Source organism: Massilia sp. P2_C2, from assembly GCF_056404615.1.
Genome location: NZ_JBFUDR010000014.1, coordinates 1 through 15,489, shown reverse-complemented (window position 1 = coordinate 15,489; position 15,489 = coordinate 1). Strand labels below are relative to the sequence as shown.

General features: G+C 64.1%; 15 protein-coding genes, 1 other RNA gene and 1 pseudogene. 9 read left to right on the top strand and 8 right to left on the bottom strand.

Annotated features, from left to right (window positions below):
* Positions 1 to 249 precede the first annotated feature (249 nt).
* A complete protein-coding gene (locus tag AC1DYX_RS03190) occupies positions 250 to 1,437 on the top strand; it encodes a TonB C-terminal domain-containing protein (protein ID WP_477256186.1) in 1,188 nt (395 codons plus the stop codon).
* A 208-nt stretch (positions 1,438 to 1,645) separates the two neighbouring features.
* On the opposite strand, the gene AC1DYX_RS03185 is transcribed toward AC1DYX_RS03190, so the two are convergent.
* A complete protein-coding gene (locus tag AC1DYX_RS03185; RefSeq protein ID WP_477256184.1) occupies positions 1,646 to 2,530 on the bottom strand; it encodes a TraB/GumN family protein in 885 nt (294 codons plus the stop codon).
* Positions 2,531 to 2,667: 137 nt separating this feature from the next.
* Here AC1DYX_RS03185 and AC1DYX_RS03180 point away from each other — a divergent pair.
* Together AC1DYX_RS03180 and glk are read left to right on the top strand one after the other, a co-directional pair.
* Positions 2,668 to 3,890, top strand: a pseudogene (locus AC1DYX_RS03180) (alpha-amylase family glycosyl hydrolase); the annotation flags it as partial.
* Positions 3,890 to 5,752 carry a glucokinase gene (glk, locus tag AC1DYX_RS03175; protein ID WP_477256181.1) on the top strand — a complete coding sequence of 621 codons (1,863 nt, stop codon included), beginning with the start codon at positions 3,890 to 3,892 and terminating at the stop codon, positions 5,750 to 5,752. The pseudogene AC1DYX_RS03180 and the gene glk, both read left to right, overlap by 1 nt.
* 236 nt (positions 5,753 to 5,988) lie before the next feature.
* Here glk and AC1DYX_RS03170 read toward each other — a convergent pair whose 3' ends face one another.
* The 4 genes from AC1DYX_RS03170 to groES form a co-directional block, all read right to left on the bottom strand.
* Positions 5,989 to 6,438 carry a hypothetical protein gene (locus AC1DYX_RS03170; RefSeq protein WP_477256179.1) on the bottom strand — a complete coding sequence of 150 codons (450 nt, stop codon included), beginning with the start codon at positions 6,436 to 6,438 and terminating at the stop codon, positions 5,989 to 5,991.
* Between the two features lie 145 nt (positions 6,439 to 6,583).
* Positions 6,584 to 7,012 carry a hypothetical protein gene (locus AC1DYX_RS03165; protein ID WP_477256177.1) on the bottom strand — a complete coding sequence of 143 codons (429 nt, stop codon included), beginning with the start codon at positions 7,010 to 7,012 and terminating at the stop codon, positions 6,584 to 6,586.
* 154 nt (positions 7,013 to 7,166) lie between these two features.
* Positions 7,167 to 8,810, bottom strand: a complete 1,644-nt coding sequence (gene groL, locus AC1DYX_RS03160) for a chaperonin GroEL (RefSeq protein WP_477256175.1) — start codon at positions 8,808 to 8,810, stop codon at positions 7,167 to 7,169.
* 32 nt (positions 8,811 to 8,842) lie between these two features.
* Positions 8,843 to 9,133 carry a co-chaperone GroES gene (gene groES, locus AC1DYX_RS03155; protein WP_036232227.1) on the bottom strand — a complete coding sequence of 97 codons (291 nt, stop codon included), beginning with the start codon at positions 9,131 to 9,133 and terminating at the stop codon, positions 8,843 to 8,845.
* Between the two features lie 372 nt (positions 9,134 to 9,505).
* On the opposite strand from groES, the gene AC1DYX_RS03150 reads away from it, so the two are divergent.
* The 4 genes from AC1DYX_RS03150 to AC1DYX_RS03135 all read left to right on the top strand — a co-directional run bounded on the left by AC1DYX_RS03150 (position 9,506) and on the right by AC1DYX_RS03135 (position 10,806).
* Positions 9,506 to 9,733 carry a hypothetical protein gene (locus AC1DYX_RS03150; RefSeq protein ID WP_258848967.1) on the top strand — a complete coding sequence of 76 codons (228 nt, stop codon included), beginning with the start codon at positions 9,506 to 9,508 and terminating at the stop codon, positions 9,731 to 9,733.
* Positions 9,730 to 10,041, top strand: coding sequence for a cell division protein ZapA (locus tag AC1DYX_RS03145; protein ID WP_477256172.1), 312 nt, complete (start codon positions 9,730 to 9,732; stop codon positions 10,039 to 10,041). Before AC1DYX_RS03150 ends, AC1DYX_RS03145 begins: the two co-directional genes overlap by 4 nt.
* Before the next feature lie 44 nt (positions 10,042 to 10,085).
* Positions 10,086 to 10,267, top strand: a non-coding RNA gene (gene ssrS, locus AC1DYX_RS03140) — 6S RNA.
* Between the two features lie 74 nt (positions 10,268 to 10,341).
* The gene (locus AC1DYX_RS03135; RefSeq protein ID WP_477256170.1) at positions 10,342 to 10,806 is read left to right on the top strand and encodes an EVE domain-containing protein; all 465 of its coding nucleotides are present in this window, start codon (positions 10,342 to 10,344) and stop codon (positions 10,804 to 10,806) included.
* A 93-nt stretch (positions 10,807 to 10,899) separates the two neighbouring features.
* On the opposite strand, the gene lgt is transcribed toward AC1DYX_RS03135, so the two are convergent.
* Complete coding sequence (gene lgt, locus AC1DYX_RS03130) at positions 10,900 to 11,712, bottom strand: prolipoprotein diacylglyceryl transferase (RefSeq protein ID WP_477256167.1); 813 nt, start codon at positions 11,710 to 11,712, stop codon at positions 10,900 to 10,902.
* A 2-nt stretch (positions 11,713 to 11,714) separates the two neighbouring features.
* Positions 11,715 to 12,602 carry a LysR family transcriptional regulator gene (locus tag AC1DYX_RS03125; protein WP_477256165.1) on the bottom strand — a complete coding sequence of 296 codons (888 nt, stop codon included), beginning with the start codon at positions 12,600 to 12,602 and terminating at the stop codon, positions 11,715 to 11,717.
* 115 nt (positions 12,603 to 12,717) lie between these two features.
* On the opposite strand from AC1DYX_RS03125, the gene ilvD reads away from it, so the two are divergent.
* Positions 12,718 to 14,403 carry a dihydroxy-acid dehydratase gene (ilvD, locus tag AC1DYX_RS03120; protein ID WP_477256163.1) on the top strand — a complete coding sequence of 562 codons (1,686 nt, stop codon included), beginning with the start codon at positions 12,718 to 12,720 and terminating at the stop codon, positions 14,401 to 14,403.
* A gap of 241 nt (positions 14,404 to 14,644) precedes the next feature.
* Here ilvD and AC1DYX_RS03115 read toward each other — a convergent pair whose 3' ends face one another.
* Entirely contained in the window at positions 14,645 to 14,869 is a 225-nt protein-coding gene (locus tag AC1DYX_RS03115; protein ID WP_477256161.1) for a TIGR04438 family Trp-rich protein, read from the bottom strand.
* A gap of 176 nt (positions 14,870 to 15,045) precedes the next feature.
* Here AC1DYX_RS03115 and AC1DYX_RS03110 point away from each other — a divergent pair, with 176 nt between their 5' ends.
* On the top strand, positions 15,046 to 15,360 hold the full coding sequence (locus tag AC1DYX_RS03110; protein WP_477256158.1) for a c-type cytochrome: 315 nt from the start codon (positions 15,046 to 15,048) through the stop codon (positions 15,358 to 15,360).
* Positions 15,361 to 15,489: the final 129 nt, after the last annotated feature.

The window sequence follows — 15,489 nt, the reverse complement described above, 5'->3', positions numbered from 1 at the left end:
CGATCAACCACAGCATTGTTGTTGTCTTTGCTGGCGCATGCGTTGTTGTTGAGCATTTCGCTCGGCGGGCAATCGTTGGGGATGCCGGGTTTCACCTTTTTTTGGGAAGCGCGACGACTTCGCGCAGACGGGCTACATGTCCGACTGGCGCCGCCATTACCGCCAGTGCCGGCCCCTCCCGCCCCAGTGCGCGAGCCCGTCAGCGAAGTAGCGACTCCCTCGGCGCACCTTCCGCCGGCTCCAAAAGCGTTGGCGCCGGCGCCCGTCGCGGCGCACAAGGTAATCGCCAACGTGGTCCGTCCAAAAGACCTGACTTCCGAACCCAGAGAGTTCAGGAAAGCGGAAGAACTTGTGATGAAGCCGGTCGAGCAGCTGGAGCCATCAGCACAGGTCGTAGAGCAGGCACCTGCCGACGTAGAGCGGGCGCGGCAAGTGGAGATTCTCGCCAGGACTCAACGTGAAGCACGGCGGCAGGAAGCGCTGCGGCGCGATGCGGCATTGGCTGAGCAGGAGGCACAGCAGGAAGCGACAAGGACCGAGGTAGCCAAGCAAGAGCTTGCGAAGTTGGAAGCAAAGCAGGAAGAGGCAAGACAAGAGTTGGTTAGGCAAGAAGCGGCAAAACAAGAGCTGGCGAAGGAAGAAGCGGTGAAGCAGGAGACCGCGCGACAGCAGGCCGCCGATGTCGAAACGGCCCGCCTGGAAGCCGCAAAGCAGGAACAAGCGCGGCAGCAGGCAGCCCGTGTTGAAGCGGCACGTCAGGAAGCCGCGAAGCAGGAGCTGGCCGGACGGGAAGCTGCAAAGCGGGAAGAAGCACGGCAGGAAGCGGTCCGGCAAGAGGCAGCACGGCAAGAGGCGGCTAGGCAGAATGCCGCAAGACAGGAAACGGCGCGCCAGGATATGGCAAGACAGGAGACAGCACGGCAGGAACTCGCGAAAAAAGAACAGGCACTGGCTGAGCGCGCGGCACAGGAATCGGCGCGCGAAGACCGGCTACGTCAGATCGGCAAGCAACTCGACCTCGAACGGTCGCAGCGCGAAAACGCGGTGAACCGTCAGGCCAACTCGCCGTTGCCGATAGCGAGCAGCCTGCGTCGGCGATGGATGTTCGGCCGTGCCGACCCGGACGGGGATCTGGTGTTGTACGCAGACGCGATGAGCCGGAAAATCGAGCTGAACATGACGATCGACATGGTGCGTGAGCTGGTCAAGCAGCCGCACACACAACCCATGGTGACGGTTGCGGTGCGCGCTGACGGTTCCGTGGAGAAGGTGACGTTTGAAGTGTCGAGCGGCGTTCCGGCTCTCGACGATGCCATACGCAAGGTCATTGCCAGCCAGGCGCCCTATGGGGCGTTCTCGCCCTCGCTGGCGCGCCAGTATGACGTCATCGAAATCCGCCGCACCTGGGTTTTCGACTACGCCATCCGCCTTCAATAAGCGCTCTCGGTCGGTTCCGGCCGGTCGTGGCAGCTCGACTACGGCCGTTCGTGACCGTCTGTGATGTTCCAGCCTGCTATGCTGAGCTGAACGGCCGAGAACGGCCAAAAGCAGTCATCGGTATCGGCCGCGGGTGTCGCAAACCGGGAGCACTGCATCACCTTTGATGCACAGCAAGGCTCCCCGCTCAACGGTCGACATGATCCCTTCAATACACCTGCTCGACCTTCAGTCCCTTTGCGCGCAACAACGTCGGCAAGCTGTCCTTGCCGATCAAATGCATGAGTCCAACCGCCGCCATCGTATTCTTTTCACGCTTCAGCAAACCGTCGAGTTTGTCGGCCATCGGCCCGTTGCGTTCGGTCAGGAAGCGCCGCTGCAGGATCTGCGACGACAGCCGCTGGTCCTTTTCATACTTGAGCGCCAGAGCATCGAGCGTGGCATGATCGGCCTTGGCCCAGCCGTCGGTAACGGACCGCACGTCCTGTTGCGATTCGCCCGAATCCAGCGATGCGAGGGTTTCATCCAGTATCGTCCACTGGTCGGCAACGGGCAGGCGGTCGAACACGTTTAGTTGGCTCTCGACCGTCTCCAGGCCGATGACCTTGATGTTCCGGCTGTGTGCCAGTTTGGCCAGGTGCGCGTCGACGCCCAGGTCGGGACGATAACCGAGCTTGCTGTATTCGATGATCGTCAGCGTCATGACCAGCATCCACGGCTTGACCTTGGTGGGCAGGGTCGCCGGCGCGCCCAGCGCCTCCAGATGGCGCGTCAGGCGCGGTCCGAGCGCAGGCGGCATGGCGGCGACAATCGCGGGCGTGGTCTGCGCGGCGCGCTGCACCGCCGCGGCCACCTCCGCAGTTTGCACGGTCGGATCGATTTCCAGGGCCAGTGTGGTCGAAGCGGCCAGGGCCCGGGTGACGCTCTCGTCAAGCGGGAAAAATTCGGGCAGCCCCACGTGGATGGTGYCGAACAGGTACATCGTATGGCCGTGGCCGCTAACCTTGAACAGCGCACCGCGCTCAACCGCCCATGCCGGGCCGGCCAGCAAACTGAACGCAGCAAGAAGAATAACAATCATCCGACGAGCCATCAGCGTTTCCTTAAATAAGAGTCAACTGTCCGAATTTTATCCACTCATTTTCCCGGCGGCTATTTAATTTTGACAACATTTTGCACAACAGCTAGTCGTGACAGCGCGTTCTCATCGTTGTCATGGGGTGTCCGCTGGACGCCAACCCGCCCAACAACTGGCTGTCCGTGTTCGGCGGCCCGGCATGGCAGTGGGGCAGCCGCCGCAAGCAGTACTACATGCACACTTCCTCATGAGCCAGCCGCAGGTGAATTTCCATCGCCCGGAAGTCCAGCAGGCCCACCTGGATTCGCTGCGCTTCTGGTTCGAACGCGGCGTCGACGGCGTACGCATGGACGCGTGCAACTTCCACTTCCATGATCGTGAACTGCGCAGCAATCCGCCGGCGCTCGTGCGCGACACGGCGACCGTCACCGACGTGAACCCCTACGGCATGCAGGCCCACGTCCACGACAAGACGCAGCCGGAAAACATCGCGTTCCTGCAAAGGCTGCGCAAGTTGCTGGATGAATACGGCGCGGTGGCGATCGGCGAAGTGGGCGCGGACGATTCGCTGGCCGTGATGGCCGACTACACGTCCGGCGGCGACAAGCTGCACATGGCCTACAGCTTCAACCTGCTCACGCCGCAGTTCTCCAGCCACCACATCCGCCGCCAGGTCGAGGAATTCAATGCACGCGTGAAGGATGGCTGGGCATCGTGGTCCGTGTGTAACCACGACTCGATCCGTGTCGCCACGCGCTGGTCCGACGGCGCATGGACCCCGGCCCGGTGTGCAGCTCTCTCGAAGCTCGTGCTGGCGCTGCAGCAGTCCTTGAAAGGCACGCCGTGCCTGTACCAGGGCGACGAGCTGGCGCTGCCGGAAGCGGACGTCCCGTACGAACTGCTGCAGGACCCGTACGGCATCACGTTCTGGCCCGAGTTCAACGGCCGCGACGGCTGCCGCACGCCGATGCCCTGGACGGGCGAGTCGCCGAACGCCGGCTTCACGACGGACACGCCATGGCTGCCGGTGCCGCCCGAGCACGTGGCCCTGGCCGGGGAAGGCCAGGACAAGGATCCGCAATCGCCGCTGAACTTCGCGCGCAATATCATCCGGTGGCGCCGCACCCTGCCGCAGCTGACGCGCGGCGAGATCGTGTTCTTCGACGTGCCGGAACAGGCGCTGGCGCTGCGCCGCGACCTCGACGGCCACCCATCCGTGCTGGCCGTGTTCAACGTGACCAATGCGCCGCTGACGTTCGACTGGCCGGAGGTGCAGGGCGCACGGACGCTGGAAGGCCACGGCCTGTCGGGTGAAGTGAGCGGTACGACGGTCACGCTGCCGCCACACGGCGCGTGGTTCGGTACAATCGCATAATGGAAGAGCAACCGGAAAACACAAGAACGGCGTTCGCCGATGGCCCGCGCCTGCTGGCCGACATCGGCGCGACCCACGCCCGCTTCGCACTGCAGACCGCGCCCGGCACCTACCGCTCGGTGCGGGTACTGAAGTGCGACGATTTCAGCGGTATCGTCCCGATGCTGCGTTTCTACCTCGACGAGCATGCGGACACGCGCCTGCACCACGGCGCGCTGGCGCTCGCGAACCCCGTCGACGGCGACTATGTGCGCATGACGAACCGGCCGTGGGAATTTTCCACGGACGCCGTGCGGCGCGAACTKGGCCTGGACAYGCTGTTGATCGTCAACGACTTCACGGCGCTGGCGATGGCGATCCCGGGCCTGAAGGAATCGGACCTGATGCAGGTCGGACCGGGCAAGCCGGTGCCGGGCGCCGTGCTGGGCGTGCTCGGACCGGGCACGGGCCTTGGCGTCTCTGGCGGCATCCCGACCGTCGATGGCTTTGTCACGCTCGGCAGCGAGGGCGGCCACGTCAACTTCGCGCCCAGCGACGAGCGCGAATTCGCCATCCTGCAGACCGCATGGCGCGAATGGAGCCACGTGTCGAACGAGCGCCTGATCTCCGGCCCCGGCATGGAGATCATCCACCGTGCGCTGGCCGGGCGGAGCGGCGTGGAGGCGCCGGCGCGCACGTCGGCCGAGATCATCGCCGCAGCCATGGACGACCACGATCCGCTGTGCCTGGAAGTGCTGGAATGCTTTTGCGGGATGCTGGGCGGCGCGGCCGCGAACCTGGCGGTGACGCTCGGTGCGTTCGGCGGCATCTTCATCGGCGGCGGCATCGTGCCGCGCCTGGGCGAGTGGTTCAGGACGTCGCCGTTCCGCACGCGCTTCGAGGCCAAGGGGCGCTTCTCCAGCTACCTGTCCGACATCCCGACCTACGTGATCTCGACGCCGCACGTGGCGTTCGACGGCGTCGCGAACATCCTGTCCGAGCACCTGCGCGGACGCAGCGGCGGCAATACGCTGATGGACCGCGTCCACAAGCTGCGGCCGGAACTGACGCCGGCCGAGCAGCGCGTGGCAAGCCTGGTGCTGGAACAGCCGCGCCTCGTGCTGAACGAGCCGATCGCCGGTATCGCGAAGCTGGCCGACGTGAGCCAGCCGACCGTGATCCGCTTCTGCCGCTCGCTGGGCTTCCTCGGCCTCGCCGATTTCAAGCTGAAGTTCGCGAGCAGCCTGACGGGCTCGATCCCCGTGCGCCACAGCCAGGTGCGCGGCAGCGACAGCACGCACGATCTGTCGGCGAAGGTCATCGACAACACGATCTCGGCGATCCTGCAGTTCCGCGACCAGCTGGACGTGCGCGCCATCGACCGTGCGATCGAACTGGTGAGCCGGGCAAAACGGGTGGAGTTCCACGCGCTGGGCAATTCGCGCGTCGTCGCCCTCGACGGCCAGCACAAGTTCTTCCGCTTCCGCATCCCGACGGCGCTGTATGGCGATTCGCACCTGTTCAAACTGGCGGCCGAGCTGCTGGGGCCGGGCGACGTCGTCATCGCGATCTCGAACTCGGGCCGTCTGCCGGACCTGCTGGCGGCCGTCGATGCCGCGCGCGAGGCCGGTGCCGACGTCATCGCCATCTGCAACAGCCAGTCGCCGCTCGCGCGCCGCGCGGACGTGCTGCTCGCCGTGGACCATGCCGAGGACAGTACCCATTTCCTCGCGATGATTTCGCGCATCCTGCAACTGCTGCTCATCGACATCATGGCGGTGGGCATCTCCGTCGACGTGCATCATGCGCGGGCGTTGCCGCCGGCCACGGCGGAAGGCGAAGGGGRAGGGCGCAGGACGCTCATTTCGCACCTGGATTCCTGATGCGAGCGAATGGTGGGCACGGGGTGCCCACACCCTACGACCTCGAGACGTAGGGTGGGCATTTGGGGCCGGGGGCCCCAAATGAAACGTGCCCACGCGTGACGTTAGCGGTGGGTGACAGGCGCCGCCGACCGGGGGAGGAGTGGCGTCATCGCTCATCCGCATGAGCGATGACGCTGCACGGTCAGCGGCAGCGTCCACGATAGACGTCCCAAATCAATCCGGCTTGTGCCCGATCAACCGGACTTCAATTCCACCTTACGGATATTCCGCCGCCATTCGGCCAGCGACTGCACGGTAGCCGTTTCCGCATCCTCGACGAGGATGTCGTCACCCTGCTGCGCCACGAGGAAGCTGGCGCGGCGGTGTACGTTCTGCTTGCGGTCTTCCACGAAGCTCAACTGGTAATACTTCCTGCCGTCGATGATGCGCGGGTTCGGGTCGTCCTCGATGACGGCGCCGTGGGCCGCGCCGTGCGAGCGCTTTTCGATCTGTTCCGACCACGTCTTCAGTTCCGGCAAGGCCATCAGTGCGGCCATGGCCTGTTCGCGCGTGCGCGTGGGCGCCGCCGGGGCCTGCACGACAGCCGGCTTCGGCTGCGGCGCCGGTTTTTCGTCCTTGCAGGCGGCCAGCGCGCACAGGGTCAGGGAGATGGCGCCCAGCAGGCGGACGGGACGTGCGGACATGGGGGCTCGATAGAGACAAAAAACCAGTCTAAACCAACTGGTGTCGCCCGGCAACTTGACCGATGACGTCCGGCATTTGGTGGGCACCCCGTGCCCACCCTACGGCATCGTACACAGGTAGGGTGGGCACCCCGTGCCCACCATCTCAGCCGCGCGCCTGCAATCCGTGCTCGTCGCACCAGCGGCGCAGCGCGGTGTGGGTCTGCTCAGTGCGGAAGCGCTGCCAGTCCTCGGCCGCGCCGCGTTCGTCCAGCAGGCGCGTGAAGCCGTCCGTATCGTTGGCGCGCACCAGCTCGGTGACCTGGGCCTGGTCGCCCGCCAGGTGCGCGGCGACGAAGCGGAACACCAGCTGGTCGCCGATGCCGAGCGTGCTCGCGGGCGGCACGGCGACATAGTCCTCATCGTTGTCCGTATCGCCGCCATCGGCCGGCAGCGGCGCTTCCTCGTCCATGTAGTCGTCGTTGAGCAGGTGGATCATGCCCGTCGCGCGCGCGACGAGGGCGCGCGCGCCGCCCTCGCCATCTTCGACGACGAGGGCCGCGTGTTCGAGTTCGTCCAGGTTGACTGCTGACATACCGCCTCCGCTTCGAATGGATGCCGCCAGTATGCAGCGCCTGCGCACACGGGCTCGCACGCTTGACGCGCAAACAAAAAGCCCGCAGGGCGCGAACCCTGCGGGCTTTCGTGGAAAGCGGTACCGGCGGGGCCGGTACCAGGCTTGCCGGCAATTACATCATGCCGTCCATGCCCATGCCGCCCATGCCGCCCATGCCGTGGCCGCCGGCTGCCGGCTTGTCTTCGGCGATCTCGGAGACCATGCAGTCGGTGGTCAGCATCAGGCCGGCGATCGACGCTGCGTTCTGCAGTGCCGAGCGGGTGACCTTGGCCGGGTCCAGCACGCCTTGTTCGACCATGTCGCCATAGGTGCCGTTGGCGGCGTTGTAGCCGTAGTTGCCCTGGCCGTTGATGACGGCGGCGACGACGACCGACGGCTCTTCGCCGGCGTTCTGGACGATCATGCGCAGCGGCTCTTCCATCGCGCGCAGGACGATCTTGATGCCGGCTTCCTGGTCGGGGTTGTCACCCTTGATGTTCAGCGCGGCACGGGCACGCAGCAGGGCCACGCCGCCGCCCGGGACGATGCCTTCTTCGACGGCAGCGCGGGTGGCGTGCAGCGCGTCTTCCACGCGTGCTTTCTTCTCTTTCATTTCGACTTCGGTCGCGGCACCGACGCGGATCACGGCAACACCGCCGGCCAGCTTGGCCACGCGCTCCTGCAGTTTTTCACGGTCGTAGTCCGAGGTCGCTTCTTCGATCTGGATGCGGATCTGCTTGACGCGCGCTTCGATCGCTTCGGCGGCACCGGCGCCATCGATGATGATGGTGTTTTCCTTGCCGACTTCGATGCGCTTGGCCTGGCCCAGTTCGTTCAGCGTGACCTTTTCCAGGGTCAGGCCGACTTCTTCGGCGATGACCTGGCCACCGGTCAGGATGGCGATGTCTTCCAGCATGGCCTTGCGACGGTCGCCGAAGCCCGGAGCCTTGACGGCGACGGTCTTCAGGATGCCGCGGATGTTGTTGACGACCAGGGTCGCCAGCGCTTCGCCTTCGATGTCTTCGGCGACGATGACCAGCGGACGGCCGGCCTTGGCGACTTGCTCCAGCACCGGCAGCAGGTCACGGATGTTCGAGATCTTCTTGTCGCACAGCAGGACGAACGGGTTCTCGTGAACGGCAACCTGCTTGTCCGGGTTGTTGATGAAGTACGGCGACAGGTAGCCGCGGTCGAACTGCATGCCTTCCACGATGTCCAGCTCGTCGTTCAGCGACTTGCCGTCTTCGACGGTGATGACGCCTTCCTTGCCGACTTTTTCCATCGCTTCAGCGATGCGCTCGCCGACGGACGAATCCGAGTTGGCCGAGATGGTACCGACTTGTGCGATCTCTTTCGAAGTGGTGGTCGGCTTGGCGATCTTCTTCAGTTCTTCGACGGTGGCGGCGACGGCCTTGTCGATGCCGCGCTTCAGGTCCATCGGGTTCATGCCGGCGGCAACGAACTTCATGCCTTCGCGCACGATGGCTTGTGCCAGCACGGTCGCGGTGGTGGTGCCGTCACCGGCGTTGTCGCTGGTCTTCGATGCGACTTCCTTGACCATCTGCGCGCCCATGTTCATGAGCTTGTCTTTCAGTTCGATCTCTTTGGCGACCGAGACGCCGTCCTTGGTGACGGTCGGGGCGCCGAACGAACGCTCGAGCACGACGTTGCGGCCTTTCGGGCCCAGGGTGACTTTGACTGCGTTGGCCAGGATGTTGACACCCTCGACCATCTTGGCGCGTGCTACGTCGCCGAACACTACATCTTTAGCTGCCATATCTTATTTCTCCGTATTCTGTTTGGACTGAATTACTGGGCCACGACGGCCATGATGTCTTCTTCGCGCATGACCAGCAGCTCTTCGCCGTTGACCTTGACGCTCTGGCCCGAGTACTTGCCGAACAGGACGCGGTCGCCGACTTTCACTTCCAGCGGACGGACGTTGCCGTTCTCTTGCACTTTGCCGTTGCCGACGGCCAGCACTTCACCTTGGTCCGGCTTCTCGGCCGCCGCATCGGGGATGATCAGGCCGGATGCAGTCTTGGTTTCCTGGTCGAGACGCTTCACGATCACGCGATCGTGCAATGGGCGAAGGTTCATGCAAAACTCCTTGTAGTTGATTTGACAGGCAATCCAGTATCCACAGCGGGTCAATACAGGACCGGCTCGCTGCGGGGTAGAAAGGTTTGTTAGCACTCTCTACTAACGAGTGCTAATTATAGGGACGATAATTTGGCATTTCAAGCCACAATGTTCGGCTTTTGACGGACTTTTTTGCGGCTTCGCAATCAGATTGGCCGACCTGGCGCAATGCGGAGACGCGCGGCCCGGGTGGCCGGGCAGCGGTTGGTGAACGCATAAGCATATGAGCCTAGCACCGATCCAGTGCGGGGCGGCGCACGATCGGAGGGCGGTCGCGCACGCGAGTGCGCGCCTGTTGACGAAAATTTCAAGTCGATCCTATAGTAATGGATGATTTCCGAATTCCAAGACCTCTCCGATAAGATCGACCGGCTCGCCCAGTTGACCCAGGCGCTGCGCAGCGAGAACTATCTGCTGCGTCAGGCGAATGCCTTGCTCAGCGCGGAAAACGTCGACTTCAAGAACCGGCTGATCGCGGCCCAGCAGCGTGTGGAAGCCTTGCTGGCGCATCTCGAACCCGCTCCCGAAACCATTGACGACGCCGAGGCCGCGCAATGATCCAGCTCGACGTGAACATCATGGGCCAGCCGTATCGCCTGGCCTGCCGCGACGGCGAAGAACGGACCCTGCGCGAAGCGGTGGCCTACCTCGACGGAAAAATGTGCGCGCTGCGCGATTCCGGCAAGGTCAAGGGCACGGACCGCATCGCCGTCATGGCGGCGCTGTCGGTGGCGGCCGAATTCCTGTCCGTGAAGGCGCCGCAAGGTCCGCTGTCGGACCTGACGATCCTCGAAGTCAAGCAGAAACTGGACGCCATGCACACGGTGTTGGATGCCGCCCTGTCGCCCAAGGAAAACCTGGCGTGAGACCAAAAACGTTTGACATACCGGTTCATCGTAGTAAACTGCCGTCTACCCTGCGGTGTTCGAGATTTGCCATATATTCCTTGAACCATTCTTTCGCATAGGTTGTGGGACATGTTTGGTGGGCGCGATCGTCGCTAGTCCGACGAACCCGAAATTGAACTGACTGCGACCACCTTGAGCCGTTCAGGTTCGGGATGCCGGCAAAAACGGCACAGGCGGGGATATATTCCGAAGCGGCTGCGTACGATACGTGCGCAGCCGCTTTTTTATTTGTGCTTTCGTGTCGAGGGAGTCCCGCGCATGCGTTACTGGCTGATGAAATCCGAACCCGACGAAGTGAGCTTCGCCGACGTGCTTGCCGCGCCCGGCAGGACGGTCGCCTGGTTCGGCGTGCGCAACTACCAGGCCCGCAACTTCATGCGCGACCAGATGCAGGTCGGGGACGGCGTGCTGTTCTACCACTCCAGCTGCGCGGTGCCGGGCGTGGCGGGCATCGCTCGCGTGGCCAGTGGAGCGTATCCGGATGCGTCGCAGTTCGACCCGGCGAGTCACTATTTCGATCCGAAGGCCACGCGCGAGCAGCCGCGCTGGATTTCCGTCGACGTAACGGCGGTGGCGGAGGGGCGTTATCTGCCGCTGACCGACATGCGTGGGGTGCCGGAGCTGGAAGACATGGTGCTGCTGCAGAAGGGCAGCCGGTTGTCCATCTCGCCGGTGACGCAGGGGCAGTGGGACAAGGTGTTGGAGTTAATGAGCGTCGCGTGACGGCATGGTGGGCACGGGGTGCCCACCCTACGCGGTTCGATGATCGTAGGTGGGCACCCCGTGCCCACGCGTTACGCCGGTGGACCGTTTACATCACGCGTGCACGGTCCGCTTGTTCGCGCCCGAATACGCCCACCCGAGCATGATGATGCCGGCCACGATCATCGGCAGCGACAACACCTGCCCCGACGTGATCGGCAACCCCATCACATGCGTCTCCCAGTCCGGCACGCGGAAGTACTCCGTGAAGAAGCGCGCGCAGCCGTACAGCAGCGTGTACAGCGCACCCACCGCCAGACGGGGACGCGGCTTGCGCGCGAACAGCCACATGATCACGAATACGAGGATGCCGTCGACCAGCATCTGGTACAGCGGCGACGGATGGCGCGGACCCTCGACGCCCGGCCACAGCATCGCCCACGGCAGGCTCGGGTCGGCCAGGCGACCCGGCAGCTCCGCGTTGATGAAATTACCGAGGCGGCCGCACGCGTAGCCGATCGGGACCATCGGCGCGATGAAGTCGTACACGTCCAGCAGGTTGCGGCCACGCTTGCGTGCCCACAGCGCCATCGCGATCAGCACCCCGATGAAGCCGCCGTGGTACGACATACCGCCATGCCACGTCATGAAGATCTCGGCCGGATGCGAGAAGTAATAGTCCGGGCGATAGAACAGCACTTCGCCGAGGCGCCCGCCGATCACCACGCCCAGCATCCCGTAGAACAGCATGTCGTCGAGGTCGGTGTAAGTCCAGCCCTGGGCCTGGACGTGCGCCTGGGTCTTGATGCGTACGCGCCCCAGGATGATAAAGAGTGCGAACGCGACCACGTACATGATCCCGTACCAGTGGATGTCGACGGGGCCGATGCTGAAGGCGACCGGGTTCGGTTGCGGATGAACGAGCATATTTAAATAGTCCTCAGTAGTTCCAGGAAGCCCTTGAGCACCGGCGAAGCATTATCGCGGCGCCATGCGATGCCGGTCTCGACCAGCGGGGTCGGATCGGCGAGGGCACGGTATTCTACGCCCGGGCGCATCAGGTTCGACACGGATTGTGGCACAAGTGCCAACCCCATGCCCGCGGAGACGAGGCTGACGATGGTCTGCATCTGGATCGCCTGCTGGCCGATGGCGGGCGTGATGCCGGCGGCGCGGAAGCACGACAGGATGGCGTCGTGCAGCGCCGGCGAAATCTCGCGCGGGAAGATGATCAACGGCAGCGACGGCAGGTCGCGCAGACGCACGACGCCTTTCCTGCGCAGGAGGCCCGTGGGCGCACACAGGATCAGCGGCTCGTCCAGCACCTTCATGTAGTCGAGCCCGGCGCGCGCGCGGTCGGGCAGCGGGGGAATCAGCAGGCCCGCGTCGATGCGCCCGCGCAGCAGCTCGTCGACCTGCACGTCCGACGTCGCTTCCTGCAGCGCGAGCTGCACGCCCGGATAGCGCTCGCTGTAGCGGCGCAGGAAAGGCGGCAGTACGCTGTAATCGGCCGACGTGATGAACGCGAGCGCCAGCCGTCCCGCCTCGCCGCTCGCGGCGCGCCGCGCCAGCTCGGGCAGCAGGGCAGCCTCGGAGAGGATGCGGCGGGCTTCGGGCAGCAGGGCGCTGCCGGCCGGCGTCAGCGCGACGGTGCGTCGGTTGCGCAGGAACAGCGCGGTGCCGAGGCCGTCCTCCAGCGCGGCGATCGCCTGCGACAGCGGCGGCTGCGTCATGTGCAGACGCGCGGCGGCGCGGCCGAAGTGCAATTCCTCGGCCACGGTGACGAAGTAGCGCAACTGACGTAATTCAAGGTTCATCGTATGAATGGCATATCTGTGATTCGCGCAGCATATCAGAAGCACGCATGCGCGCCCATTTGACGCGGACCGGTCCGCACGGCATGCTGGGAAACCGTCAAAGCAGGAGCCGACCATGTCCGATCCAGCGCGCTACAACCGCCGTTCCCGCCATGTGACCGAAGGCGTCGCCCGCAGCCCGAACCGCTCGATGTACTACGCGATGGGCTACCGGCAGGAAGACTTCGACAAGCCGATGATCGGCATCGCCAACGGCCATTCCACGATCACGCCCTGCAATGCCGGGCTGCAGAAACTGGCCGACGCCGCCATCGAGACGGTGCGCGCGGCGGGCGCGAATCCGCAGGTATTCGGCACGCCGACCATTTCCGACGGCATGTCGATGGGCACCGAGGGCATGAAGTTTTCGCTGATCTCGCGCGAGGTCATCGCCGACTGCATCGAGACCTGCGTCAACGGCCAGTGGATGGATGGCGTCGTCGTGATCGGCGGCTGCGACAAGAACATGCCCGGCGGGATGATCGCGCTGGCGCGCACGAACGTCCCCGGCATCTATGTCTACGGCGGCACCATCAGGCCGGGGCACTGGAAGGGCAAGGACCTCACGATCGTGTCGGCCTTCGAGGCCGTGGGCGAATTCACGGCGGGGCGCATGAGCCAGGAAGACTTCGACGGCATCGAGCGCAACGCGTGTCCGTCGTCCGGGTCGTGCGGCGGCATGTACACGGCGAACACGATGTCGTCGTCGTTCGAGGCGCTCGGCATGTCGCTGCTGTACTCGTCGACGATGGCCAATCCGGACGACGAAAAAACGGCGTCGGCGGCGGAGTCGGCGCGCGTGCTCGTGGAAGCCGTCAAGCGCGACCTGAAGCCGCGCGACATCATCACGAGACGGTCCATCGAGAATGCCGTCGCGCTGATCATGGCGACCGGCGGCTCGACGAACGCCGTACTGCACTACCTCGCCATCGCGCATGCGGCGGACGTCGCGTGGACGATCGACGACTTCGAGCGCGTGCGCAGGAAGGTGCCCGTGATCTGCAACCTGAAGCCGTCGGGCGAATACGTCGCGACCGACCTGCACCGCGCGGGCGGCATCCCGCAGGTCATGAAACTGCTGCTGGACGCGGGGCTGCTGCACGGCGACTGCATCACGATCACGGGCCGCACCCTGGCCGAGGAACTGAAGGACGTGCCGTCCGCGCCGCCTGAAGGGCAGGACGTCATCCGCCCGCTCGACCGTGCGCTGTACCAGGAGGGGCATCTGGCGATCCTGAGGGGGAATCTGTCGCCGGAGGGTTGCGTGGCCAAGATCACGGGCCTGAAGAATCCCGTGATCACGGGACCGGCGCGCGTGTTCGACGACGAGTACAGCGCGATGGACACGATCCTCGCCAACCAGATCAACCCGGGCGACGTGCTCGTGCTGCGCTACCTGGGCCCGCGCGGCGGCCCCGGCATGCCGGAGATGCTGGCGCCGACGGCGGCGCTGATCGGCAAGGGACTCGGCGAATCCGTCGGACTGATCACGGACGGCAGATTCTCGGGCGGTACCTGGGGCATGGTCGTCGGCCACGTGGCACCGGAAGCCTACGAGGGCGGCACGATCGCGCTCGTGCAGGAAGGCGATTCGATCACCATCGACGCCCACCAGCAGCTGATCCAGCTGAACGTGCCCGACGAGGAAATCGCCCGGCGGCGCGCGGCGTGGGTGCGGCCGGCACCGCGCTACACGCGTGGCGTGCTCGCGAAGTTCGCGGCGCTGGCGCAGCCGGCGAGCAAGGGCGCCGTCACCGGCTAAAATTTCGTGACCAAAATTCGGGGTCAGAGCACTTTTTCGCACAATTGTTCTTGACTGAGGTCCCTACGATCACGGGACGGTTGCAAGTCATGAGTGCTCGACTGCACCGCCTCCTCGCCGCGGCCATACGACGAGGGGCGCTAGTCGAAAAGTGCGCTTACGCTATTGCACAAAAAAGTGCTCTGACCCCGAATTTTGGCTGATCACTATACGTKCGAGGAACATCTAAGCTCCGGGCGCATTATTTGCGCTTGTCGAAGCTCTCCTTGACGCGTTCCTTGCGTCGCTTCTCGTTGAGGTCGTGGGCCTTGCGCTTGTCGAGTCCGAGCATCTTTTCGATGAACTCGAACCAGATGAAAGCCACCACCATCAGGCCGACGATCCACCACCAGGACAGGTCGGCGAAGCGCCATACCTCGAAGTAGCGCAGGATGACAAGGGCGAGGATCAGGAGGATCAGTGGCATACGGTATTCCTTTCTACCCGGCAATCTTACAACAGAAGTGCCGGGAAACAACGGAAACCTGCCATCCGGTCAACGACAATCTGTATCATCCGTTACTGAATATATCCCCGCCGTTCCGGGCGGAGAAACACGATAGAATAAAAAACATAGAAAAGTCCCTCACTGGAGAATAGCTGATGAAACGTTCCATGTTGTTGTTTGTTGCAGTTTCTGCCCTGGCCTCGACCGGCGCATTCGCGCAGGACGCTGCCGCGCTGGCGAAGTCGAAGAATTGCATGGCTTGCCACTCCRTGCAAAGCAAGCTGGTCGGCCCGGCTTATAAAGATGTCGCCGCCAAATACGCTGGCCAGAAAGATGCCGAAGGCAAGCTGGTCACCAAGGTCATGAAGGGTGGCTCGGGTGTCTGGGGTCCGGTCCCGATGCCGGCCAATCCGCAGATCAACGAAGCGGAAGCGCATACGCTGGTCAAGTGGGTGCTGTCGCAGAAATAATCCTGCGATTCATATGTAAAAAGCGCGCCGTGCGTGAGCCGGCGCGCTTTTTTTTGGGGGCGGATCATCAAACAAATGGTGGGCACGGGGTGCCCACCCTACGGCTCGATCATTCAACCCGTAGGGTGG

What these genes read in the sequence shown, in the direction of transcription:
- lgt (WP_477256167.1), bottom strand. Translation starts at nt 11,712, where the DNA reads ATGCTCGTTCATCCGCAACCGAACCCGGTCGCCTTCAGCATCGGCCCC.
- ilvD (WP_477256163.1), top strand. Translation starts at nt 12,718, where the DNA reads ATGTCCGATCCAGCGCGCTACAACCGCCGTTCCCGCCATGTGACCGAA.
- AC1DYX_RS03145 (WP_477256172.1), top strand. Translation starts at nt 9,730, where the DNA reads ATGATCCAGCTCGACGTGAACATCATGGGCCAGCCGTATCGCCTGGCC.
- AC1DYX_RS03115 (WP_477256161.1), bottom strand. Translation starts at nt 14,869, where the DNA reads ATGCCACTGATCCTCCTGATCCTCGCCCTTGTCATCCTGCGCTACTTC.
- AC1DYX_RS03135 (WP_477256170.1), top strand. Translation starts at nt 10,342, where the DNA reads ATGCGTTACTGGCTGATGAAATCCGAACCCGACGAAGTGAGCTTCGCC.
- groES (WP_036232227.1), bottom strand. Translation starts at nt 9,133, where the DNA reads ATGAACCTTCGCCCATTGCACGATCGCGTGATCGTGAAGCGTCTCGAC.
- AC1DYX_RS03150 (WP_258848967.1), top strand. Translation starts at nt 9,506, where the DNA reads ATGATTTCCGAATTCCAAGACCTCTCCGATAAGATCGACCGGCTCGCC.
- AC1DYX_RS03170 (WP_477256179.1), bottom strand. Translation starts at nt 6,438, where the DNA reads ATGTCCGCACGTCCCGTCCGCCTGCTGGGCGCCATCTCCCTGACCCTG.
- groL (WP_477256175.1), bottom strand. Translation starts at nt 8,810, where the DNA reads ATGGCAGCTAAAGATGTAGTGTTCGGCGACGTAGCACGCGCCAAGATG.
- AC1DYX_RS03125 (WP_477256165.1), bottom strand. Translation starts at nt 12,602, where the DNA reads ATGAACCTTGAATTACGTCAGTTGCGCTACTTCGTCACCGTGGCCGAG.
- AC1DYX_RS03165 (WP_477256177.1), bottom strand. Translation starts at nt 7,012, where the DNA reads ATGTCAGCAGTCAACCTGGACGAACTCGAACACGCGGCCCTCGTCGTC.